The organism is Plantactinospora sp. KLBMP9567 (assembly GCF_033446045.1).
Lineage (GTDB): Bacteria > Actinomycetota > Actinomycetes > Mycobacteriales > Micromonosporaceae > Plantactinospora.
In genome coordinates this window covers 338,971-359,674 of record NZ_JAWQRR010000009.1, presented here as the reverse complement: position 1 = coordinate 359,674, position 20,704 = coordinate 338,971, and the positions used below count along the sequence as shown (strand labels likewise).

22 protein-coding genes are annotated in these 20,704 nt (G+C 74.1%); 15 read left to right on the top strand and 7 right to left on the bottom strand.

What is annotated here, in order from left to right:
* The first annotated feature begins 16 nt into the window (after window positions 1-16).
* The 3 genes from R6Y94_RS07515 (at window position 17) to R6Y94_RS07505 (ending at window position 4,068) form a co-directional block, all read left to right on the top strand.
* Entirely contained in the window at window positions 17-577 is a 561-nt protein-coding gene (locus R6Y94_RS07515; RefSeq protein WP_318395031.1) for a GNAT family N-acetyltransferase, read from the top strand.
* 413 nt (window positions 578-990) lie between these two features.
* Window positions 991-3,186, top strand: coding sequence for an Hsp70 family protein (locus tag R6Y94_RS07510; protein WP_318395030.1), 2,196 nt, complete (start codon window positions 991-993; stop codon window positions 3,184-3,186).
* A 93-nt stretch (window positions 3,187-3,279) separates the two neighbouring features.
* Window positions 3,280-4,068 carry a hypothetical protein gene (locus tag R6Y94_RS07505; protein WP_318395029.1) on the top strand — a complete coding sequence of 263 codons (789 nt, stop codon included), beginning with the start codon at window positions 3,280-3,282 and terminating at the stop codon, window positions 4,066-4,068.
* A gap of 205 nt (window positions 4,069-4,273) precedes the next feature.
* Here the strand turns inward: R6Y94_RS07505 and R6Y94_RS07500 are convergent, their stop codons facing one another.
* Window positions 4,274-5,104 carry a CDP-alcohol phosphatidyltransferase family protein gene (locus R6Y94_RS07500; protein ID WP_318395028.1) on the bottom strand — a complete coding sequence of 277 codons (831 nt, stop codon included), beginning with the start codon at window positions 5,102-5,104 and terminating at the stop codon, window positions 4,274-4,276.
* 113 nt (window positions 5,105-5,217) lie between these two features.
* Here R6Y94_RS07500 and R6Y94_RS07495 point away from each other — a divergent pair, with 113 nt between their 5' ends.
* The 5 genes from R6Y94_RS07495 (at window position 5,218) to R6Y94_RS07475 (ending at window position 10,055) form a co-directional block, all read left to right on the top strand.
* Entirely contained in the window at window positions 5,218-6,210 is a 993-nt protein-coding gene (locus R6Y94_RS07495; protein ID WP_318395027.1) for a zinc-binding alcohol dehydrogenase, read from the top strand.
* 44 nt (window positions 6,211-6,254) lie between these two features.
* Window positions 6,255-6,653, top strand: coding sequence for a 6-carboxytetrahydropterin synthase (locus tag R6Y94_RS07490; protein ID WP_318395026.1), 399 nt, complete (start codon window positions 6,255-6,257; stop codon window positions 6,651-6,653).
* 38 nt (window positions 6,654-6,691) lie between these two features.
* Complete coding sequence (locus R6Y94_RS07485; protein ID WP_318395085.1) at window positions 6,692-7,894, top strand: glycosyltransferase family 4 protein; 1,203 nt, start codon at window positions 6,692-6,694, stop codon at window positions 7,892-7,894.
* A 9-nt stretch (window positions 7,895-7,903) separates the two neighbouring features.
* The gene (locus tag R6Y94_RS07480) at window positions 7,904-8,764 is read left to right on the top strand and encodes a class I SAM-dependent methyltransferase (RefSeq protein WP_318395025.1); all 861 of its coding nucleotides are present in this window, start codon (window positions 7,904-7,906) and stop codon (window positions 8,762-8,764) included.
* A gap of 109 nt (window positions 8,765-8,873) precedes the next feature.
* Window positions 8,874-10,055: a lysylphosphatidylglycerol synthase transmembrane domain-containing protein gene (locus tag R6Y94_RS07475; protein WP_318395084.1), complete on the top strand. Its 1,182-nt coding sequence runs from the start codon at window positions 8,874-8,876 to the stop codon at window positions 10,053-10,055.
* Window positions 10,056-10,150: 95 nt separating this feature from the next.
* On the opposite strand, the gene R6Y94_RS07470 is transcribed toward R6Y94_RS07475, so the two are convergent.
* Window positions 10,151-10,843: a RibD family protein gene (locus tag R6Y94_RS07470; RefSeq protein WP_318395024.1), complete on the bottom strand. Its 693-nt coding sequence runs from the start codon at window positions 10,841-10,843 to the stop codon at window positions 10,151-10,153.
* A gap of 228 nt (window positions 10,844-11,071) precedes the next feature.
* On the opposite strand from R6Y94_RS07470, the gene R6Y94_RS07465 reads away from it, so the two are divergent.
* Both R6Y94_RS07465 and R6Y94_RS07460 read left to right on the top strand, forming a co-directional pair.
* A complete protein-coding gene (locus R6Y94_RS07465) occupies window positions 11,072-11,779 on the top strand; it encodes a GTP cyclohydrolase II (RefSeq protein WP_412102698.1) in 708 nt (235 codons plus the stop codon).
* A 116-nt stretch (window positions 11,780-11,895) separates the two neighbouring features.
* Window positions 11,896-12,402 carry a GNAT family N-acetyltransferase gene (locus R6Y94_RS07460; RefSeq protein WP_318395023.1) on the top strand — a complete coding sequence of 169 codons (507 nt, stop codon included), beginning with the start codon at window positions 11,896-11,898 and terminating at the stop codon, window positions 12,400-12,402.
* A 60-nt stretch (window positions 12,403-12,462) separates the two neighbouring features.
* On the opposite strand, the gene R6Y94_RS07455 is transcribed toward R6Y94_RS07460, so the two are convergent.
* Genes R6Y94_RS07455 through R6Y94_RS07435 form a run of 5 tightly spaced genes read right to left on the bottom strand, consistent with a single transcriptional unit; the run spans window position 12,463 to window position 14,730 of the window.
* Window positions 12,463-13,044, bottom strand: a complete 582-nt coding sequence (locus tag R6Y94_RS07455) for a suppressor of fused domain protein (RefSeq protein ID WP_318395082.1) — start codon at window positions 13,042-13,044, stop codon at window positions 12,463-12,465.
* A gap of 2 nt (window positions 13,045-13,046) precedes the next feature.
* A complete protein-coding gene (locus R6Y94_RS07450; RefSeq protein ID WP_318395022.1) occupies window positions 13,047-13,493 on the bottom strand; it encodes an HNH/ENDO VII family nuclease in 447 nt (148 codons plus the stop codon).
* Window positions 13,486-13,968 (bottom strand): hypothetical protein, encoded by a 483-nt coding sequence (locus R6Y94_RS07445; protein ID WP_318395021.1) that lies wholly within the window; start codon window positions 13,966-13,968, stop codon window positions 13,486-13,488. The genes R6Y94_RS07450 and R6Y94_RS07445 overlap by 8 nt, the downstream gene beginning before the upstream one ends.
* A 10-nt stretch (window positions 13,969-13,978) precedes the next feature.
* Window positions 13,979-14,314: a hypothetical protein gene (locus tag R6Y94_RS07440; protein WP_318395020.1), complete on the bottom strand. Its 336-nt coding sequence runs from the start codon at window positions 14,312-14,314 to the stop codon at window positions 13,979-13,981.
* Entirely contained in the window at window positions 14,311-14,730 is a 420-nt protein-coding gene (locus R6Y94_RS07435; RefSeq protein ID WP_318395019.1) for a YbaB/EbfC family nucleoid-associated protein, read from the bottom strand. The genes R6Y94_RS07440 and R6Y94_RS07435 overlap by 4 nt, the downstream gene beginning before the upstream one ends.
* Window positions 14,731-15,049: 319 nt before the next feature.
* Here R6Y94_RS07435 and R6Y94_RS07430 point away from each other — a divergent pair, with 319 nt between their 5' ends.
* The 5 genes from R6Y94_RS07430 to R6Y94_RS07410 all read left to right on the top strand — a co-directional run bounded on the left by R6Y94_RS07430 (window position 15,050) and on the right by R6Y94_RS07410 (window position 20,671).
* Window positions 15,050-16,030, top strand: a complete 981-nt coding sequence (locus tag R6Y94_RS07430; RefSeq protein WP_318395018.1) for an acetylxylan esterase — start codon at window positions 15,050-15,052, stop codon at window positions 16,028-16,030.
* On the top strand, window positions 16,023-16,745 hold the full coding sequence (locus R6Y94_RS07425; RefSeq protein WP_318395017.1) for a hypothetical protein: 723 nt from the start codon (window positions 16,023-16,025) through the stop codon (window positions 16,743-16,745). Before R6Y94_RS07430 ends, R6Y94_RS07425 begins: the two co-directional genes overlap by 8 nt.
* A 277-nt stretch (window positions 16,746-17,022) precedes the next feature.
* Window positions 17,023-18,660, top strand: a complete 1,638-nt coding sequence (locus tag R6Y94_RS07420; protein ID WP_318395016.1) for a S8 family peptidase — start codon at window positions 17,023-17,025, stop codon at window positions 18,658-18,660.
* A 27-nt stretch (window positions 18,661-18,687) separates the two neighbouring features.
* Window positions 18,688-19,992, top strand: coding sequence for a hypothetical protein (locus R6Y94_RS07415; RefSeq protein ID WP_318395015.1), 1,305 nt, complete (start codon window positions 18,688-18,690; stop codon window positions 19,990-19,992).
* 196 nt (window positions 19,993-20,188) lie between these two features.
* Complete coding sequence (locus tag R6Y94_RS07410; RefSeq protein WP_318395014.1) at window positions 20,189-20,671, top strand: ATP-binding protein; 483 nt, start codon at window positions 20,189-20,191, stop codon at window positions 20,669-20,671.
* Window positions 20,672-20,704 lie beyond the last annotated feature (33 nt).

Genomic DNA, 20,704 nt, shown 5'->3' with positions numbered 1-20,704 from the left:
GCGACGGGGGTGGCGGATGAGCGTGGCGGCCGTGTCGTTCCGGGATGCTGCAGTCGGCGACGCCGAGCGGGTCGCGGGGCTGCACGCCGAGAGCTGGCGCCGGCACTACCGGGGCGCGTACACGGACTCCTACCTGGACGGTGACGTGTTCGCCGACCGGCTGGCGGTCTGGTCTGCCCGGCTGGCGGACCCGGCACCGCACGGGGTCACGGTGCTCGCCGAGGTCGCCGGGGAGTTCGCCGGCTTCGTCCACGTCGTCCTCGACGACGACGTTCGGTGGGGCTCCCTGGTGGACAACCTGCACGTGGTCCGGGCACACCACCGGCACGGCATCGGCGCCGCACTGATGCGCCGGGCGGCCGGCGCGGTGCTGGAGCGGGGCGCCACGGGCGCGATGTACCTGTGGGTGCTGGAGCAGAACACCGCCGCCCGGGCCTTCTACTCGGCGCTCGGCGGCCGGTTCGCCGAGCGGTCGTACACCCGGCCGCCGGGCGACGTGCCGGGCCGGCTCAACGGCAGGCCGGCGATGCTGCGCTGCGTCTGGCCGGACGCGGCCGCCCTGCTGCCGCCGGGGTAGCCCAGGCGGCCCGGCAGCGGCGGCACCGGACGCGGCCGCACGCCGTGCGCGCCGCCCGGAGTCCGCCGGACGGCGCCGTCAGCGGTCGCCGGTCGGCGCGGCGGGCCGGCAACCCCGATCAGGTTGCCCTCGGGATCGGTGAAGTGCCCGACCGCGAGCGGCCCGCCGCTGGCCGGGGCCGGACCCAGCACCCGGGTACCGCCGAGGCTCTCGGCCTTGCGCAGGGCTGCCTCGACGTCGGGGTCGGAGCCGCCGTCCCGTTCTCGACCTCCCTCGCCGGTATCCGGCCGTCGGCATCGAACACCAGGACCAGATCCGACCCGCGACCGCGCTTCGCGAGATCGGCCGGTACCTCGTCGTCGCCCGGGGCTGGCCGCCGTCCCGGGCCATCGACGGCCGACTAGGCTGCCGGGGTGGCGGACGGTGGGTTCCGGTTGAGTGTGGACTATGGCACGTCGCACACGGTGGCCGTGCTGCGCTGGCCGGACGGGCGTACCCGTCCACTGCTGTTCGACGGTTCGCCGCTGCTCTCCTCGGCCACCTGTGTGGAGGACGGCGGCACGGTGCTGTCCGGTCAGGACGCCACCGGCGCCGCCCGGCGGCGGCCACAGGGCTTCGAGCCGCACCCGAAGCGGCGCATCGGCGACGGCACTCTCTGGCTCGGCGACCGGGAGGTCTCCGCCACCTCGCTGGTGGCCGCCACGCTGGCCCGGGTCGCCGACGAGGCCGCCCGGGTCGCGGGGCCGGGCGAACTCGGGTCCGTGCTGCTCACCGTGCCCGCCACCTGGGGGCCGACCCGGCGGTCGCTGCTGGTGGCCGCCGCCGTCGAGGCCGGCCTGCCCGAGCCCCGGCTCGCCGCCGAGCCGGTCGCCGCCGCGAGCTACCTGGTGGGGGCCGGTGAACTGGCCGTACCGGCCGGTGGTCAGGTTGCCATCTACGACCTCGGCGCGGGCACCTTCGACGCGACCGTGGTCCGCCGTACCGCGACGAACGGCTTCACCGTGCTGGCCACCGGCGGGCTGCCGCAGACCGGCGGGCTGGATCTCGACGCGGCGCTCGTCGGGCATGTCGGTCGACTACTGGCGGACCGCGATCCGGTCCGGTGGCGGCGGCTGACCGCACCGGACGACGACGCCGACCGCCGCGCCGCGCAGAGCCTCTGGGACGAGGCCCGCCGGGCGAAGGAGAGCCTGAGCCGTACCTCGGTCGGTTACCTGCACGTCCCGCTCTTCGACGAGTCGGTGCCGGTCGGCCGGGAGGAGTTCGAACAACTGGCCCGGGTGGTGCTGGACCAAACCGTCGAGGTGACGGTGGCGGCGGTCCGCTCGGCCGGCCCCGGAGCGGGACCGACCACGGTCGTCCTGGTCGGGGGCGCGAGCCGGATCCCGCTGGCGGCCACCCTGCTGCACCGGGCCCTCGGGGTGGCGCCGGTCGTCACCGAGCAGCCGGAACTCGTGGTGGCCGAGGGCGCCCTCGCGGTGCCGCCGGACGACATGCTGCCGCCCGGCTCGGCCCCAGCACCGCCCGCCGCTCCGGCGCCACCGCCCGGACCAGCGGCGCCACCGCCCGCCCCTCCGGCACCACCGGCCGGGCCTGCGACACGACCGCCCGCCCCTCCGGCACCACCGGCCGGGCCTGCGGCGCCGGTGCCCGGCACACCCGCCCGCGCGTCGAGGAGCGACCCGCCGGCCGGCGTTGCGGGCCGGCCGGCGCCGTCCCGGGAACGCGGCCGGGTCCTGCTCACCGGAATGTTGCTGCTGGTCATCCTGGTCGGCGCCGTGGTGCTGCGCCCGTGGAACTGGCCCGACGACGGCGCTGCCGGCCCCACGCCCGGCGCGCAGGCGTCGCCGGCCTTCGCCGAGGGCACCACCATGCAACGGTTGCAGGCAGCGGGGCAGATCACGATCGGCAGCAGGTTCGACCTGCCCGGCACCGGTTACCGCGAACCCGACGGGACCATGACGGGGTTCGACGTGGAGATCGGCCGGCTGATCGCCGGCGAACTCGGCCTCGACCCGGCCGACGTGCAGTGGACGGAGGCTCCGTCGGCGGCCCGGGAGCAGCTCGTCGAGCAGGGCCGGGTCGACCTCGTCATCGCCACCTACACCATCACCGAGACCCGTGCCCAACGGGTCGCCTTCGCCGGTCCGTACCACCTACCGGGGCAGCGACTGCTGGTACGCGCCGACGAAACCGCGATCACCGGCCCGGAGTCGATACCGGCCGGCCGCCAGATCTGCACCGTCACCGGTACTCCACACGGCAGCCGGCTCGCAGAGCAGCTCGGCCGGTCGTTGGCAATGACGTCGCTCGGCAGCTATCAGGAGTGCGCGGAGGCGCTCCTGAGCGGCAGGGTCGACGCGATCACCGGGGACGGGCCGGCCCTGGTGGGCCTGGTCGCCGGCAGCGACACGGGATTCCGGCTGGCGGGCCGGGCATTCGCTCCGCAGCCGTACGGGATCGGCCTGCGCCGGGACGACGAGCCGTTCCGGGCCTGGCTCGCCGAGACGTTGCGGCGGATCATCGCCGACGGTCGCTGGCAGACCGCCTGGCAGCGCACCCTCGGCCGCTACGACGCGCAGGAGCCGACCGTTCCCGAGGTCCGCTGAGTTTCCCGATGCCCACCCACCCGGGACATTTCCGGCGACCGCTCCGGGCGAGCCGCAGCCGCCGGAGCGGATCCCCGGCCGAGAATGCATGACATGTCGACGCTATCCGCGAGACCGGACGGTGCGGCCGGGTGGCCGTCCCGAGCCGTATCCCGGCCGGGGTCGGCGGCGAGACCGCTCGTCGCCGGATCGAACCTGGACTACTACCTGGTCCGGCCCGACAACCGGGACTTCGCCGGCCCGGCGGGGATCCTCGTCGAGGAGTTCGGGTCGGGCGAAGACCATTCGGCTGTCCGGCTCGACAGCACCGGGTGGACGGCCGGCGGCTCCCGCTGGCGGGGCGCCTCGGCGTTCAGCCGGGGCATACGTACCGACGCCGCACTGCGCGACCGGGTCGTCGGCGCCAACCGGCAGGAGGTCGAGTTCGTCTACCGCCATCTCGGCGGGGGCGAACTGCCGGGCGAGGAGGTGCTGCGCGGATACTTCGACGCCGGCATCCGGCTGCCCACCTCGGCACCGCTGCGGCTGAACCCCGGTCGGGCCACCGCCGGCTTCACCGAGACCCGGGTCTACCGGGTCCTCTTCACCGCCGGGCTCGACCCGGACGAGCTGACCGGGCTGCTCGCCACCTGGCGGATGACGCCCGGCCACGGCACCACCGGCGTCCTGGCCGGAGTCGTCGGCACCGCTCGGCGCCGGATCGGCGCCGACGCCTTCACCTGGGAGCTACGCCGGATCGGTGCCGGCGCCGCCTGGTGCCTGGACCTGACGGCCGACCTGGCCGGCAGCCGCGACGACGCCATCGGTCCGCTGCTGCGCGAGCTGACCACGGCGGCCAGGATGGCGGGGCTGATCCCGGTGACGCTCGAGCGCTTCCGCTGACCGACCGTGCCGGGAAGCGGCAGGTGCCGCGCGGCTGACAGTCGTTCGAGGGCGGTGCGGACCAGCCGGCACCGCGGCACAGGCCCGGCCACGCACCACCGGACGACCGCCGGATCGGTGCAGCCGGGCACCCCGAACGGCGCCACGCGTTCGCCCCGACCGTCACCTGCGGCCCGGACGGACCGCGAGGAGGAGTGGGAGAGGTTCAGCGGAAGCCGGTCGGCACCGGGTCCCGGTGGCGGGCCCGCCACAGCCAGCCGACGTCCCGGCCGAAGGACCAGCAGAGCAGCGCCAGCGCCAGCCCGACCGAGGCGTACGCCAGCGAACCGGGCAGCAGGCCGGAACTCGCCGCCGCGAGCACGATGCCCTGCATCGCGGCGACGGTCTTCCGGGAGAACCGGTGCGGCAGGGCCGCCCTGAGCCACGGCAGCGCCCAGGCGGCCGCGACGAAGACGTACCGGAGGGCGCCGATCGCGAGTACCCAGGCGCCGACGGACTGCGCGAGATAGGCGCTCAGCACCAGGATGAGGAAGGCGTCGACCTCCATGTCGAACCGGGCGCCGAGCGCGGAGGTCGTGCCGGTGCGCCGGGCGACCTGACCGTCGACCCAGTCCAGCGCCAGCGCCACCCCCGCGACGGCGACCAGCAGCCCGACCGGGGCCGGCGACCAGAAGGAGGCCGCCACCAGCGCGGTCACCGCGCCGACCAGGGTGGCCCGGGCCAGGGTCACCTGGTTGGCCGCGCCGAGCATCCGGGCGCCGGACCGGCGCATTCCACGACCGAGCAGCAGCCAGGTGACCACCGCGTACGCCGAACCGGCCAACCAGCCGGCGGGGCCCAGCCCGACCGTGGCGGAGAGCGCCGCCAGCAGGACGAACTGGACGGCCAGCCCCACCGCCGGCCCGTCCACCTCGGCCGCCGAGCCCACCTGGACCGGTACGGGGCGGCCGTCGACGAGCGGCGCGGACACCGTCCGGTGCCGCACGGGACGCAGCCGGACCAGGGATGTTGCGATCGGATGATCACTGACAGTCAACGTTCCTCCGTTACGGTTTGGCACGATCAGCGCGCCGCGTATCGTTGCCGCTGCCCACCCCCGTGGAAACGGAAAACATCCGCGTTCGGTTCATCGCGCCGGGAAAGGAGTTGATGACAGTGCGTGCCCGGGCCTTCTGGCTTGCCGCACCCGGCAGGGGCGAGATCCGGCCGGTTCCGCTGGCGCCGCCCGGTGCCGACGAGGTACTGGTCCGCACCCTCCACTCCGGGCTGAGCCGGGGCACCGAGACGCTGGTCTTCGCCGGCAAGGTGCCACCCAGCCAGTACGCGACGATGCGCGCCCCGTTCCAGGACGGCGACTTTCCCGGCCCGGTGAAGTACGGCTACCTCAACGTCGGCCTCGTCGAGGCGGGACCGGAGCGCCTGGTCGGCCGTACCGTCTTCTGCCTCTACCCGCACCAGACCCGGTACGTCGTCCCGGCCTCGGCGGTCACCGTCGTACCGGACGGGGTGCCGGCGGCCCGGGCGGTGCTCGCCGGCACCGTGGAGACTGCGGTGAACGCGCTCTGGGACGCCGCGCCCCTGGTCGGCGACCGGATCGCGGTCGTCGGGGCCGGGATGGTCGGCAGCGCCGTCGCCGGGGTCCTCGCCCGGTTCCCCGGCGCCCGGGTGCAGCTGGTCGACGCGGACCCCGGCCGGGCGGACGTCGCCGCCGCGCTCGGCGTCGACTTCGCGCTGCCCGCCGAGGCGGCCGGCGACCGTGACCTGGTGGTGCACGCCAGCGCCACCTCGGCCGGGCTCACCCGGTCGCTGGAGCTGCTCGCCCCGGAGGGCACCGTGGTCGAACTGAGCTGGTACGGCGACCGCCAGGTGAGCGTGCCGCTCGGCGAGAACTTCCACTCCCGTCGACTGGTCGTCCGGAGCAGTCAGGTGGGCACGGTGTCACCGAACGTACGTGGACGGCGTACCTTCGCGGACCGGCTCGGGCTCGCCCTGGAACTGCTCGCCGACCCGGCGTTCGACGCCCTGATCACCGGCGCGTGCGACTTCGAGGAGTTACCGGAGGCACTCCCCCGGCTGGTCAGCGGCGAGCTGCCCGCCCTGTGCCACCGGGTCGACTACGGTGACGCGGCCACCGACCAGTAGCCGTCGCCGCGCATCCCGAGCGGGAAACACCAGGAGGAGAATCCTTGTTCAGCATCACCGTTCGTGACCACATCATGATCGCGCACAGCTTCCGGGGCGAGGTCTTCGGCCCGGCGCAGAAGCTGCACGGGGCGACCTTCGTGGTGGACGCCACGTTCCGCCGTCCCGAACTCGACGCGGACAACATCGTCGTGGACATCGGGCTGGCCTCCGCGCAGTTGGCCGAGGTGCTGGGCGAACTCAACTACCGCAACCTGGACGACGAGCCGTCGCTGACCGGGATCAACACCTCGACCGAGGCGCTCGCCCGGATCATCGCCGACCGGCTGGCCGAGCGGGTGCACGCGGGCTCGCTGGGTGCGGGAGCGCGCGGGCTGGCCGGGATCACCGTCACCCTGCACGAGTCGCACATCGCCTGGGCCAGCTATGAGCGGACCCTGTGACCGGACCGGATCCCGGCTGGCCGGGTGCGTCCGGGGAGATGGCCGGCACGGTGAGCGCCGGGACCGCGTACGTGGTGCTGCCCGGTGACATCGACGATCCGGCCACCCCGAGCGGCGGCAACCACTACGACCGCCAGGTCATCACCGGGCTGACCGGGCTCGGCTGGCGGGTGCGCGAACTCGCCGTACCGGGTAGTTGGCCCCGGCCCGCCGAGGCCGGTCGGGTGGCGCTGGCCGCCGCGCTCGCCGGCGTACCGGACGGCGCGGTGGTGCTGCTGGACGGGCTGGTCGCCTGCGGGGTACCGGAGGTCGTCGGTCCGGCAGCCGTTCGGCTCCGGGTGGCGGTGCTGGTACACCTGCCGTTGGGTGACGAGACCGGGCTGCCGCCCGAGGTGGCGGCCCGGCTCGACGAGTGGGAACGGCAGACCCTGCGGGCCGCCCCGGCGATCGTGGCGACCAGCGCCGGCACCGGGCGCCGGCTGGTGGAGCGGCACGGGCTGCCCGCCGCGCGGGTGCACATCGTGCCGCCCGGGGTCGCGGCCGCACCGCTGGCCTCGGGTACGGACGGCGCCGCGAGCCTGCTCTGCGTCGCCTCGGTCATCCCACGCAAGGGGCACGACGTACTGGTCGAGGCGCTGGCGACGATTCCGGACCGGCCCTGGACCTGCCACTGCGTCGGCCCCGTCGACCGCGATCCGGGCCACCTCGACCGGCTGCGCCGGCTCGCCGGGGCGGCCGGGCTGGCCGACCGGATCCGGTTCGTCGGGCCGCGTACCGGCACCGAGCTGGCCGCCGACTACGCCGCCGCCGACCTGCTGGTGCTGGCGTCCCGGTCCGAGCCGTACGGCATGGTCGTCACCGAGGCGCTGGCCCGGGGCATCCCGGTGCTGGGCAGCGCGGTGGACGGGCTGCCGGAGGCGGTCGGGCGAACGCCGGACGGTGCCGTACCCGGGCTGCTGGTGCCGCCCGGTGATCCGGCGGCGCTGGCCGGGGCGCTGCGCCGCTGGTTCGACGAGCCGGAGCTGCGCCACCGGCTCCGAGCCGCCGCCCAGGACCGCCGGGCCGACCTGCCCGGCTGGAAGGTCACCGCCGCCCGCCTCGGCGAGGTACTGAGCGCGCTGGCCCGGCAACCGGGCCTGCCTCGGCGGCCAGCACCGGCCGGCGACGCCCCGTCATCACCGACCGGCGACGCCCCGTCACCACGGGCCGGTGACGATCCGTGGGAAGGAGCGCAGACGTGAAGGGACACCATGACTGAACGCGGCGAGCGAACCGGGCAACCCGACGGCGGGGACGACGATTCGCCGTACAGCCTGGCCTGGCTCGGCCTGCGGGAGCCGGCCGACGCGCGGGCCCGGGCCAGTGAGCTGGTCGAGCCGCTGCGCGGCCTGCCGGCCGGCACCGGTCCGACGGTGATCCGGGACCTGGGCTGCGGCAGCGGTTCGATGGGGCGCTGGCTCGCCGGCCGGCTGCCCGGTCCGCAGCACTGGGTGCTGTACGACCGGGAAGCCGGGCTGCTCGACCACGCCCGGGAACACCTGCCGGCCACCGCCGCCGACGGCTCGCCGGTCAGCGTGCGGACCCGGGAGTGCGACCTGACCCGGCTGACCGCCGACGACCTCGCCGGGGCGTCGCTGGTCACCGCGTCCGCCCTGCTCGACCTGCTCAGCCTCGCCGAGGTGGAGCGGCTCGTCGCGGCCTGCGTCGACGCCGGATGCCCGGCGCTGCTGACCCTCTCCGTGCTGGGCGAGGTGGAGTTCTCCCCGGCCGATCCGCTCGACGCCGAGATCGCCGCCGCGTTCAACGCGCACCAGCGGCGCAGCACCGGCGGCCGGCGGCTGCTCGGTCCGGACGCCGTGCAGGCGACCGCCGAGGCGTTCCGCCGGCTCGGGGCGGAGGTGCGGGTCCGGCCCAGCCCGTGGCGGCTCGGCCCGGCGGAGGCGGAGCTGACCGCGCAGTGGCTGCGTGGCTGGGTGGCCGCCGCCGTCGAGCAGCGGCCGGAGCTGGCCGTCCCGGCCGCCGGCTACCTGGAGCGTCGGCTCGCCGCCGCGACCGCCGGTGAGCTGCGGGTGGTGGTCGGGCATGCCGACCTGCTCGCCACGTACCGATGACCCCGTGCCGGGCCGCTCGCCGCGAACGGATGAACCGCAGCCCCGGTTGCCTCGTATAACTGCGAGAACCGAGTGAAGGAGGCTGGCGGATGTGCGGGGCGAGGACGGCATGGCGGGCAGTTCCGGCGGACCGGGCGGCGTCGTGAGGCGTACGTTCTGGGCCTGGGCCCGCCTGCTCGGCGGTGCCGCCATCCTCGGCTTCCTGCTGTGGCGGCTCGGCACCGGCGCGTTCCTGGACGGGCTGCGGGTGATCGACGCCGGCACCCTGCTCGCCGCGCTCGGGATCGGGCTGCTGACCACGGTGTTCAGCGCCTGGCGCTGGTGCCTGGTGGCCCGGGGTCTCGGCATCCGGTTACCGCTGGGCAGGGCGGTCGCCGACTACTACCGGGGGCTCTTCCTCAACGCGGCCCTGCCGGGCGGCGTACTCGGGGACGTGCACCGGGCGGTGCGGCACGGCAAGGACGTGGACGACGTCGGCTTGGGTGTCCGGGCCGTGGTGCTGGAACGCTCCGCCGGGCAGATCGTGCTGGTCACCGTCGGGCTGGTGGTGCTGCTGGTCGGCTATCCCGTCCCGCTGCTGGCCCGGGCCGAGCTCGGCCGGACCGGCCCGCTGGTGGCCGCCGTCCTGGGAGTGGCCGGGGTGCTCGGTCTCGCCGGCTGGCTCGTCCGGCGGTCGCGACGGCGGCTCGACCGGCCCCGCCACCGGGACGGGCAGACTCTCGTCGCCCGGCCGGGCGGTCCCACTCCGGACGGCACCGACCCGGACCCGGCCGGGCCCGTTGGCTCGCGGTGGGTTCGGGCGTGCCGCACCGCCGTCTCCGACGTACGGCTCGGGCTGCTCGCCCGGCACAGTTGGCCGGGGATCGCGCTCTCGTCCGCCGTGGTGCTGGCCGGCCATCTCGGCACGTTCGTCGTCGCGGCCCGGGCCGCCGGCTCGTCGGCGCCGCTCGCCCGGCTCGTACCCCTGATGCTGCTGGCCCTGATCGCGATGGCGCTGCCGCTGAACGTCGGCGGCTGGGGGCCCCGGGAGGGCGTCACCGCCTGGGCCTTCGGCGCCGCCGGGCTGGGCGCCCCGCTCGGCCTCACCGTCGCCGTGGTGTACGGGGTACTCGCCTTCGTCGCGAGCCTGCCCGGGGCGGCGGTACTGGTCGCGCGCTGGATCGGCCGGATCCGTACGACCGGGACGCCCGCCGCCACCGGGACATCCGCCGTCGCCGGGACGCCCGCCATCGGGACGCCCGCCAACCGGGCAACGCCGCCCCGGCTCCGGCTACCCCGAGCGGTCGCGTGACCGGCGGTACAACCTGCCGCACGCCCTGCGCCGCCCCGGCGGGCCAGGCGGCTGTGCCCGCTCGCGGCCGGATCGCTGCGCGCCGCGCTGACCGGTCATGTCGCGGCGAACCGTTCCGAGAGGGCGTAGCGCAACAGCACCACGTCGCCGATCTGGCAGACCTCGGCCAGCTCCGCCCGGCGGTCTGGTCCCCACGGGAACCGGCCGTCGCCGACGAAGCGCGGCGCCCGGGAGTCACCGACGAAGAAGGGCGCGACCACCAACTGCAACTCGTCGGCGAGGCCGGCGGTGAGGAACTGGGTATGTATCGTCCCGCCACCCTCGACCATCAGCCGAGCCACCCCCCGGGCGTGCAGGTCGGCCAGCACCAGTTCGAGGTCGACGGGGTCACCGCTGTCCACCACGGTCGCCACCTCGCCGAGACGCTTGCGGGCCTCGTCCAGGCTGGCGCTCGCGCAGTAGACGAGCTTGTCGATGTCGCCGGTGACGAAGAACCGGGCGGTCGGGTCCAGGTCGGCCCGGCCGGTCACGGTCACCTTCACCGGTGTCGGCCGCAGCCCCCGGGCCACCCGCTCGGCCCGGCGTTGCGGCGACCGGACCAGCAGGCGCGGATTGTCCTGCCGGACCGTACCCGCACCGACCAGGATCGCGTCGCATTCCGCCCGTACCGCGTCGACCCGGTCGAAGTCGGCGTCGTTGGAGAGCAACAGCCGCGACCCGGTGGCATTGTCCAGGTAGCCGTCGATTGACATGCCGCAGCTCAGCAGTACGTACGGCCGGTCGCCCACTGATCGCACCTCTCCGTCGATGAACAGCCCGCGCGGTGGATCAGTCTTCCGCATCGTCGGCGCCCGTCCCCGCCGACCTCGCCCCGATGCCGGTCAGGTGGCCCGCATCGGATGACCGCGCACCGGGTACCAGCCTCCACGCTCTTTCGATGCGTTCGCGGGCAGAACTCCGACGGAGGCACCCTAGATCGTCAGGGCGTACGCACCCGACCCCAAGAGGGAGAACTGATGCCGCACACACCGCCCCAGGTAACCACCGCTGAGGCGCCCGAAACGCTCACCGCGCCCGGGCCGCTGCCGGCCGCCGCCGTGCGCCGGCAGGTGACCGTACCGCTCCGCTTCGCCGACGGCTACACCGCCACCGCGCGCGTCTTCACCTTCGACGGGCTGGTGGACGGCCGGGAGCATCTCGCGCTCGGTCTGGGCGACTGGCGGGGCAGGCTCGGCCAGTCCGTCGACGGCGTACCCGCGCCGCTGGTGCGGCCGCACAGCGAGTGCATGACCGGTGACGTGTTCGGCAGCCAGCGGTGCGACTGCGGCCCGCAACTGCGGGAGGCGGTCGAGCGGATCAGCGACCATGGCGGATTCCTGCTCTACCTGCGGCAGGAGGGCCGGGGCATCGGGCTGTACGCGAAGCTCGACGCGTACGCCCTGCAGGACGTGGGGCTGGACACCTACGAGGCCAACGTGGCACTCGGACACGGCGAGGACGAGCGCGACTACACGGTGGCGGCGCAGATGCTCCGTACCCTCGGCGCGGACCGGATCGCGCTGCTGAGCAACAATCCGGACAAGGCGGAACAACTCGGCCGGCTCGGCGTGCAGGTCGCCGAGCGGGTTCCCACCGGGGTGCACCTGTCCGCCGCCAACGCCCGATATCTCAAGACGAAGGCCAACCACACCGCGCACACCATCGACCTGCCGCTCGCCGACTGAGCGGCGGGCTTGCCCGACGCCTGTCCCGCCCGTTCGTGGGGCCGACCGCCCCGGGCTGGCCGGCCCGGCCGCGTCCGTGGGCCGACCGCCCTCGACAGAACGGTTAGGGTGTCAGGATGTCGTCGCCGGTGCCGTCGTCACTGCGCCTGGAGAAGGTCACCCCGGAGAACGTGGTGGCCGCCTGCCGACTGCAAATCCGCCCCGACCAGGAGGGCCTGGTCGCGCCGGTGGCCCAGTCGCTGGCCGAGGCGTACGCCCAGCCGGAGGTCGCCTGGCCCCGGCTGGTCTACGACGGCGAGCGGCTCGTCGGTTTCGTGATGGCCTTCCTGATGGTGCGGTTCGACCCGGCCGACCCGCCCCGCTCCGGCCTCTGGCGGTTGAACATCGCCGCCGACGAGCAGGGCCGGGGGTACGGTCGGTTCGCCGTCCAGGCGGTCTGCGACGAGCTACGCCAGCGTGGGCAGGACCGGGTCTTCGTGACCTGGGTGCCGGGCGAGCGCGGGCCGGAGCGGTTCTACCGGCGGCTCGGTTTCCGGCCCACCGGCGAGCGGATCGAGGATCAGGTGGTCGGCGTCCTCGACCTGACCGAACCGGCCGCAGCGGAGGAGTTCACGCCAGCCTGACCCCGATCGTCCGGCCACACCCCGACGCCGCCGGGACACGGCGCGCCCGGTTCCGGCGGCTCAGACCACCGGGGCCCGGTCGAGGTCGGTGATGTCGACCTCGTGCCGTTCGAAGAGTTCCTCCAGTGCCTCGGGGCCGTTCTCCTCGGCGTAGTCGGCCTCGCTCTCGCTGACCGGTACGGCGAGCAGCCAGGCCACCGTCCTGGTGCCGATCGCCATCGAGCCGAACTCCCGCTCCCAGAGGTAGGGATCGGTGAGGAAGAAGTGCGGTAACCGGGTGTCCGGCAGGTGCATGCGCAGCACCTCGCGGAAGCAGGCGCCCGGCTCCGGCTCCCAGCCGTCGTTGATCCAGAAGAACGCGGCGGTGCTCAGCGCCTCGGCAAACCGCGGATGCAGCGTCGAGTCGGCGACGGCGAGCAGTTCGACGCCGAGCGGCGGGTCGACGTCCCGGGGAATGGCGACCTCGGAGAGGCCGATCGTGCAGTAGGCCGTGACGTCCGGCCAGGGGTGGTCGATGGAGTGCAGGATCGCCACCTTGCTCGCCCCGTCGGCGTCGAGGTACTCGACGACCCGTGGGCTGCCGCCGAAGACCGCCGCGACGGTCTTCGCGATCACCTTGTTCTCGTTGCTGACGTTCGGCATGCTCACGGTCCCAGGTAGTCGTCGGTATGGTCCTCACCTGCGTGACCTCGGTTCGACGATGGTAGCTCCGGACGATAGTGCGCCGGGTCGTTGTGCTCGTCGAGGAACTTCTTGCGGCCGATCCGCCGCCGGCGTGCGCTGGCCTGGTGCTTGCGGAACTCGTACCCGGGCTTGTGCCCCATGTCCCAGCGCGTCCACCGGCGGATGACCTTGCCGGTCAACGGGTCCCGGACCTTGCCGTCCGGGCCCTTGTTCGCCTGCCACACCTTGTCGCGTACGCCCCGGCGGAACGTCTTCGGCCGGCGGTAGGGATCCCGGCGCAGCTTGGCACGCACGCTCTTGGCGACGGGCGGCAGCTTCTCGCCGTCCCGGACGACCGACCGGAGCGACCGCATCACGCCCTTGGCGGCGGCACCAGCGAGTCGTCGGCGTACCCGGCGTCTAGCCATTGGCGATCTTCATGATCGCCTCGTTGAGCAGCCAGTCCAGGGCTCGCCGCAACGCCTCGCGCAGCAGGGCGACCCCGGCGGCCGCCAGACCGCCGCTGGCGATCGCCGCAGCGATCGCGAGCGCCGTCAGGGCGGCCTGGGCGATGATGTTGAGCTTGAGCGCCAGGACGATGGCGGCGCAGGTCAGCAGACCGGTGCCGACGATGTCCGCGCCGGTGGCACCGCCGGCCAGCCGCTGGGCCGGCGCGGCGTCCCTGGTCCAACTGGTCCGGAACACGTCCGCCGCCTCGGCCTGGGTCGCCGTCCAGACGCCGGCCGCCGCGCTGTTGGCGGCCTTCACCTCGGTGTCGAGCTGGCTCGACAGGTCGCCCCAGGTCCGGCCCAGCTCGAACAGCTTGGTCTCGTCGCTCTCCGGCCAGTGGAAGCCGATGGTGGCGAGGAGCTCCACCAGACTGGGCGGCAACTGGATCCCCATCGCGGGCTCCCTAGGGCTGGGGCCACCCCTGGCTGTCCAGGAGGGCGCGGGCTTCTGCCTTACTGTCCTGATCGGCCTCTTCGAAGAGGAACGCCACGATGTCCAGCCGCTCGACGTACCCGTCGATGGTGTCGAGGTTGGAGGTGTAACAGTTCATCACCATCGCGTGCGCGCCCTGGTAGACGTCGGCGATGGTGGCGCCCAGCTCGTCGTTGCCCCACGGCGCGCCGATGGAGTCCAGCCGCTGCTGAAACGTCTGGAGCAGGGCGTCGGTCCGCTCGACGACCCCGGCGAGTTCGTCGGCGGAGTTGCGCAGCCCCTCCGGCGAGACCTCCGTCGTCGTCACCGGGTCCGCCGCTCGATCCGGGCCATGGCGTCGCTCAGCGAGTCGGTTATCGCCCGCATGCTCCGCATGCCCTCCTCGCGGACCTCGCGGAGCTGTTCCGCCAGCGCCGCCGGATCCACCGCGAGGGCCGCGGCGGCCGTCTCGTCGTCGGAACGTGCGGCGAGCCAGGCCTGGTTGAACGCCCGCGCGATGCCCTCGGCCAACTGATCGGCCCGCAGTCCCATGGCGTCGTCGGCCAGCCGGATCTCGTCCACCCGCCCGTCGGCGGCGAGCCGTACGCGTACCCGGCCGTCGAGCGCGCTGCCGGTGGTCGGCTCCCGGCCCGCCTGCTGCCGATCCCGGGCCGCGTCCGCCTCGCGCTGGACGGACTCCATCAACCGGTCGAGGTCACCCAACACCTGCCACAGATCAGACAAGTCACGCCTCCCCACCGTGCCGGCGGTGCGGGCAAGGCGCGTGCTGCGTCCGCCGGGACCTCGAACCTAACGGGCCATCGATATCAGGGCAATCGTCAATACCGGCGCTTCGCCCGGAGGCGGCGCGCCGGCCCGTCCCGGGCGGCGGACGCGGGCGGCGGGCGGGGCGCTCCCGGGTACGCCGCTCGGGACACGGCCGACCAGCCGGTGGGCGGCACCGGCCCGGACGCTACCCTCCGGCTTCGGGACGCCCCGGCTCGCGGCCGGGGCCGCCCGCCGGGCCGCACCCCCGGCCCGCGACGACGAGAGGAGACGGGCCATGCTTGTCGACTGGCCGCTGGACCGGTTGCGCGACTACCTACCGGAACGCGACGAACCGGTAGACTTCGATGCCTTCTGGGCGAAGACCCTGGGTCAGGCGCGGGACGCCGGCACCCCGGCACGGTTCGAGCCGTACGACGCCGGTCTGTCCACTGTGGAGGCCTTCGACGTCACCTTCTCCGGCTTCGCCGGCCAGCCGGTACGCGGCTGGTTCCTGCTCCCCCGGCACCGCACCGGCCGGCTCCCCTGCGTCGTCGAGTACATCGGGTACGGCGGCGGGCGCGGGCTGCCGCACGAGTGGCTGACCTGGAGCGCCGCCGGCTACGCCCACCTGGTGATGGACACCCGGGGCCAGGGCAGCAACGGTTACCTGGTCGGCGACACCCCGGACCCGGACCCGGTCGGCCTGCCGCAGACCCCCGGCTTCATGACCCGCGGCCTCACCGATCCGTCGGCCTACTACTACCGCCGGGTCTTCACCGACGCCGTCCGCGCCGTGGAGACCGCCCGGGCACACCCCCGGGTCGACCCGGACCGGGTGGTGGTGGCCGGCACCAGCCAGGGCGGCGGGATCAGCATCGCCGTCTCCGGCCTGGTCGACGGGCTCGCGGCGGTGCTGCCGAACGTGCCGTTCCTCTGCCACTACCGGCGGGCCACCGAGATCACCGATGCCCTGCCGTACCACGAACTGGTGACGTACCTGCGGACCCACCGGGGCGACGTCGAGCAGGCGTTCCACACCCTCAGCTACTTCGACGGGGTCAACTTCGCCAGCCGGGCCGACGCTCCGGCGCTCTTCTCCGTCGCCCTGATGGACGCGGTCTGCCCGCCGTCGACGGTCTATGCCGCCTTCAACCACTACGCCGGCGAGCGGAAGGACATCACGGTGTGGCCGTACAACGGGCACGAGGGCGGGGCGGGATTCCAATTCCCCCACCAGGCCGAACTGCTCCGCCGGCTGTTCGGCGACCGTGGGTAGCCGGGGACGCAGGGTCGCCGGGCCGGCCGCCGGCTACGGCGCCGCCTTCGACCGGCTCTTCGCCCGGGGCCGCGACGCCGTGCTGGCCGGGTCCCACTACCGCGACTCCCCGCCGGTCGACGGCGGCCGGTGGGGGCTCTCGGTGGTGCTGCCGCCGGATCCGCCGTGCGCCGGCCGGCTGGCGGCGGTGGCCGCCGAGGCGCTCGCCGTGGCCGGCCCGGACCACTGGCCGACCGGCGCGCCGGAGGCCGTGCACTTCACGGTACGGGCACTCGAAGCGCACCGGAGCAGCGTGCCGGACGGCGACCCGCTGGTGGCCCGGGCCGGCTCGGCGCTGCGCCGGGCCGCCGCGGCGTGCCGGCCGGTACGCCTGGCCCTGCACGGCCTGACGCTCACCCCGTCCGGCGTGATGGTCTGCGCGTACCCGGTCGACGCGGCGCCGGACGAGTTCGCCGCGCGGCTCGCCGTCGAACTCGGCGACGACGCCTGGTTCGAGGCCGGCTTCTCCCGGGACATCTGGTACGCCACCCTGGTCCACTTCACCGGGCCGCTGCGCGATCCGCCCGCACTGGTCGACTGGGTGGCCGCCCGCCGTGGCGCAGACCTCGGCGACGCGGTCGTCGGCGCGGCCGAGCTGCTGCGCTTCCGGTTCAACGGGCGCCAGCCGGTACGCGTGCCGCTGGCCGGCGCACCGTTCGGCACCGGTACCGGATAGTCCCGTCACGGGATGCCGCTGGCCGGCTCACTCCGCCGGTACCGGTACCCGATGGTCCCGGCCCGCCGCGACCCTGCCGGCCGGAGCCGGCGGTGACCGTCCGGGCGCGCCGGAGGGCCCCACCCGACCCATCGGGCCGTATGATTACCCGGCTCCCCGACCGGTCGTCGCCGACCCGTCCCGAGCACGGTCGACGACGACTGTCAGATCCACGTCCGCCCCTTTTCCTCCGGCCGCCCGTGCGGAAACGATGGTCCGGACGTCATGGGAGGAATCAATGGACTCCGACAGCGCCGACCCGGGCCGCCCGGCGGAACCACTGCCCGCCGAGTTCGGCTCGGCCGAGCAGAACGCCGACGGCGGCGACCGGGCCAGCCCGCTGTCGCCGGTGCCCACCTCCCCCAGCCTGGTCACCGACTCGGTCATCGCCCGGCCGTTGCAGGAGCGGATGCGGTCCTCCGGCGACGAGCCGATCGGCGTGGTGATCGAGCTGCGTACCCGCTATCTGGGCGGGGTGCGCCGGGCACAGGCCCGGGTCCGGGAGCTGATCCGGCAGGTCGCCGACGCCGAGACGCCGGTCTGGCCGATCGGCTCGTACGTCAGCAGCGCCCTCACCGCCGCGCAGATCCGCGCCATAGTGGCCGCCGACACCGAGGAGGCCGAGGAGGTCGCCCAGGAGCAGGCGGAACTGGAGGCCGGGCTGGCGGAGCAGGCGGCCCGCTCCGGCCCGGCCACCGAGGAGCCGTCGACGTCGACGGTCGGCGCCGGTCCCGCCCCGCGCTCGGCAATCCACCGGATCTGGCCCAACTTCGAGGTCCAGCCGCTCATCCACCGCTCCGTGGTGACCACCAAGTGCCAGGCGGCGCACCGCGCCTTCAACGCGTACGGCCAGGACATTGTCTGGGCGGTGCTCGACTCCGGCATCGACGAGGGGCATGCGCACTTCCAACGGCACGCCAATCTGGCGCTGACCCCGCCGCTGGCGCACCGCTCCTTCGTCGGCGACAGCGACACCGACGCGACGAAGGACCTGGCCGGACACGGCACGCACGTGGCCGGGATCCTGGCCGGCGAGCAGATCGTCGGAGACGACGAGAACCCGCTGACCGCCGCCACCTTCTACCAGCCGGACGCGGGCGACGTGCGTACCGAGCGGCTGCACCTGCGGTCGATCAGCGGAATGGCGCCGCGCTGCCGGCTGCTCTCCTGCAAGATCCTCCGAGACGACGGCTCCGGTGACATGGCGGCGGTGCTGGCCGCACTGGAATACATCCAGGAACTCAACGACTACGGCCGGGAACTGCTGGTGCACGGGGTCAACCTCTCGGTCGGCTATCCGTTCGACCCGACCTGGTTCGCCACCGGGCTCAGCCCGATCTGCCGGGAGGTCGACCGGCTGGTGCAGTCCGGCGTGGTCGTGGTGGCGGCGGCCGGCAACACCGGGTACGGCTACGTCATCGACGCGGGTGGCCGGCGGATGCGCACGGCGTTCGACCTGACCATCAACGACCCGGGCAACGCCGAACTGGCCATCACGGTCGGTGCCACCTCGTGCCGGCCGCACGCCTCCGGCGTCTCCTACTTCTCCTCCAAGGGCCCCACCGGGGACGGCCGGGCCAAGCCGGACCTGCTGGCGCCGGGCGAGCGGGTGATCAGCGCCGGCACCGGCCGGCTGCTGGAGCAGGCGCTCACCAGCGTGCCCGGCGCGACCTACGTGGAGAACTCCGGCACCTCGATGGCGGCACCGCACGTCTCCGGCGTGGCGGCGGCGTTCATGTCGGTGCACCAGGAGTTCATCGGCCGCCCGCACCGGGTCAAGCGGGCGCTGCTCGACTCTGCCACCGACCTCGGTCGGGACCGTTCGTTCCAGGGTCGTGGGCTCGTCGACGCGATGCGAGCCCTTCAGTCGGTCTGACCCGTCGCCTTCCGGTGAGGTGTGGAGATGCAGTTCCCGTACGCGGAGGTGGAGATCCGGTCCACCGGCGCGATCCACGACGACGCCCAGCGGCGGGCCGCGGTGGAGCTGGTCGCCTCCTCGGGCGCCACCGACGTACTCGTGCTCTGCCACGGCTGGAACAACGACATCCCGCAGGCCCGCCGCCTCTACCAGCGGCTCACCGACAGCCTGGCGGCGGTGCGCCCGGCGGTGCCCGGGGCAGCGTCCCGGACCCTGGCCGTGGTCGGCGCGCTCTGGCCGTCGATCCGCTGGTCGGACGAGGACGAGGTGGCCGGCGGCGGGGTCGCGGTCGGCGACGAGGCCGCCGCACTGATCGGGGCGATCACGACCCGGGTCGAGGATCCGGGCCGGGCGGCGTTGCTGACCCGGCTGGTGCCGAGGCTGACGGATTCGGCCGAGGCCCGGCAGCAGTTCCTCGACGCGCTGCGGGAGCAGATCCCGGCCCAGCCGTCCCCGGGCGTCGCGGAGGTGGACGAGGATCCGCCGCCGGCAGCGCTGCTGCACGGCGACGCGGAGACGGTCTTCCAGGCAGTGGGTGGTCCCGAGATCGACTTCGGGTTGCCCGAGCGGGTCGGCGGAGCCGCCGACAGCACGGCCGGCGGAGCCGCCGACAGCACGGCCGGCAGGGCGGCCGGGTTCGGCTTCGACCTCGACAGCGTGCTGGCCAAGGCGCGCGGGGTGTTGAACGTGACCACCTACTACACGATGAAGGACCGGGCCGGGAAGGTCGGCTCCGGTGGCATCGCCGCGCTGCTGCCCGAGCTGGCCGGGGCGTCGGCATCGGGCGTACGACTGCATCTGGCCGGCCACTCGTTCGGCGCCCGGGCACTGGCCGCCGCCGCCGTACGGCAACCCCGGCTGCACTCCTACACGCTGATGCAGGGTGCGTTCAGCCACCACGCGTTCGCGGTGGACTTCAACGGCCGGGGCGAGAACGGGCTGTTCCGGGCGTTGCTGGCCGATCGGCGGTTGATCGGGCCGATGCTGGTCACGCACACCGTCAACGACCGGGCGGTCGGCCTGGCGTACGCGGCGGCGTCCCGGCTCGCCCGGCAGGCCGGTGCCGGGCTGGGCGACGCCGACGACCCGTACGGCGGAATCGGCCGCAACGGGGCGCTGAAGACGCCCGAGGTGGTCCAGCCCGGCGTCGAGCTGCTGGAGGTGGGCGGCGGCTACCAGTTCCAGCCGGGTCGGGTGTTCAACCTGAAAGCGGACAGGTTCATCAGCTCGCACGGCGACGTCAGCGGCCAACAGGTCGCCTACGCTCTGTACTGTGCCATCAACAGTTAATGGTGACAGGTGCGTGAGCCTCTCGGAGCGACGGTGTCACGCCCGGTCGGGGCCCGAAATCCCGGTCGTCTTTGATTGACTCGGCCACCGGTGGGTACGGTCCGCGCTGTACCCTGACGGGTCCGGTGACCTTGGAGGCGCCATGACGGACGGTCCGTTGCACGATCAACGGACGGAGACACAGCATGGACCCCTGTTGCTCCAAGCCGACTTCGACGCGGAGCAGGTCGCCGACGTGCGGCGGACGCTCACCGAGTGCCTCCTCGCGGCCGGTCTGGCCGGGGAGCGGCTGGACGACTTCGTGACCGCGGTCAACGAGGCGATGACCAACGCGGTCCGGCACGGCGGCGGGCGAGGCGAGCTGCGGATCTGGCACCGGCGGCACCTGGTCTGTGAGATCCGGGACCACGGGAGGGGCTTCGCCGCCCCGCTACCGACCATCCCGACCCGCCGTCCCCGGCCGTCCGCGAACGGCGGGATGGGGCTGTGGCTGGCCCAGGAACTCGCCGACTCGATCGAGGTGCAGAGCGGCACCAACGGCGTCCGGGTACGGCTGAGCATGGCCGTCACCGACCCGGCCGAGGCACCGCCGTCCCCCGGGCTGGACGGCGTGGCCGGCTCCGGCGGCCCGGGCCAGGCCTCCAGCTCGACCGGGCGGGGTAACCGGTCGTCCAGTTGATGTTCGTTTGACCTCGATCACCTCGGCCGGAAG

Excerpts from the sequence above, each read along its gene's own strand:
- R6Y94_RS07515 (WP_318395031.1), top strand. The coding sequence starts at position 17 with ATGAGCGTGGCGGCCGTGTCGTTCCGGGATGCTGCAGTCGGCGACGCC.
- R6Y94_RS07505 (WP_318395029.1), top strand. The coding sequence starts at position 3,280 with ATGTCGACGCTATCCGCGAGACCGGACGGTGCGGCCGGGTGGCCGTCC.
- R6Y94_RS07495 (WP_318395027.1), top strand. The coding sequence starts at position 5,218 with ATGACAGTGCGTGCCCGGGCCTTCTGGCTTGCCGCACCCGGCAGGGGC.
- R6Y94_RS07485 (WP_318395085.1), top strand. The coding sequence starts at position 6,692 with ATGGCCGGCACGGTGAGCGCCGGGACCGCGTACGTGGTGCTGCCCGGT.
- R6Y94_RS07480 (WP_318395025.1), top strand. The coding sequence starts at position 7,904 with ATGACTGAACGCGGCGAGCGAACCGGGCAACCCGACGGCGGGGACGAC.
- R6Y94_RS07475 (WP_318395084.1), top strand. The coding sequence starts at position 8,874 with ATGGCGGGCAGTTCCGGCGGACCGGGCGGCGTCGTGAGGCGTACGTTC.
- R6Y94_RS07465 (WP_412102698.1), top strand. The coding sequence starts at position 11,072 with ATGCCGCACACACCGCCCCAGGTAACCACCGCTGAGGCGCCCGAAACG.
- R6Y94_RS07460 (WP_318395023.1), top strand. The coding sequence starts at position 11,896 with ATGTCGTCGCCGGTGCCGTCGTCACTGCGCCTGGAGAAGGTCACCCCG.
- R6Y94_RS07455 (WP_318395082.1), bottom strand. The coding sequence starts at position 13,044 with ATGCCGAACGTCAGCAACGAGAACAAGGTGATCGCGAAGACCGTCGCG.
- R6Y94_RS07450 (WP_318395022.1), bottom strand. The coding sequence starts at position 13,493 with ATGGCTAGACGCCGGGTACGCCGACGACTCGCTGGTGCCGCCGCCAAG.
- R6Y94_RS07445 (WP_318395021.1), bottom strand. The coding sequence starts at position 13,968 with ATGGGGATCCAGTTGCCGCCCAGTCTGGTGGAGCTCCTCGCCACCATC.
- R6Y94_RS07430 (WP_318395018.1), top strand. The coding sequence starts at position 15,050 with ATGCTTGTCGACTGGCCGCTGGACCGGTTGCGCGACTACCTACCGGAA.
- R6Y94_RS07420 (WP_318395016.1), top strand. The coding sequence starts at position 17,023 with ATGGACTCCGACAGCGCCGACCCGGGCCGCCCGGCGGAACCACTGCCC.
- R6Y94_RS07415 (WP_318395015.1), top strand. The coding sequence starts at position 18,688 with ATGCAGTTCCCGTACGCGGAGGTGGAGATCCGGTCCACCGGCGCGATC.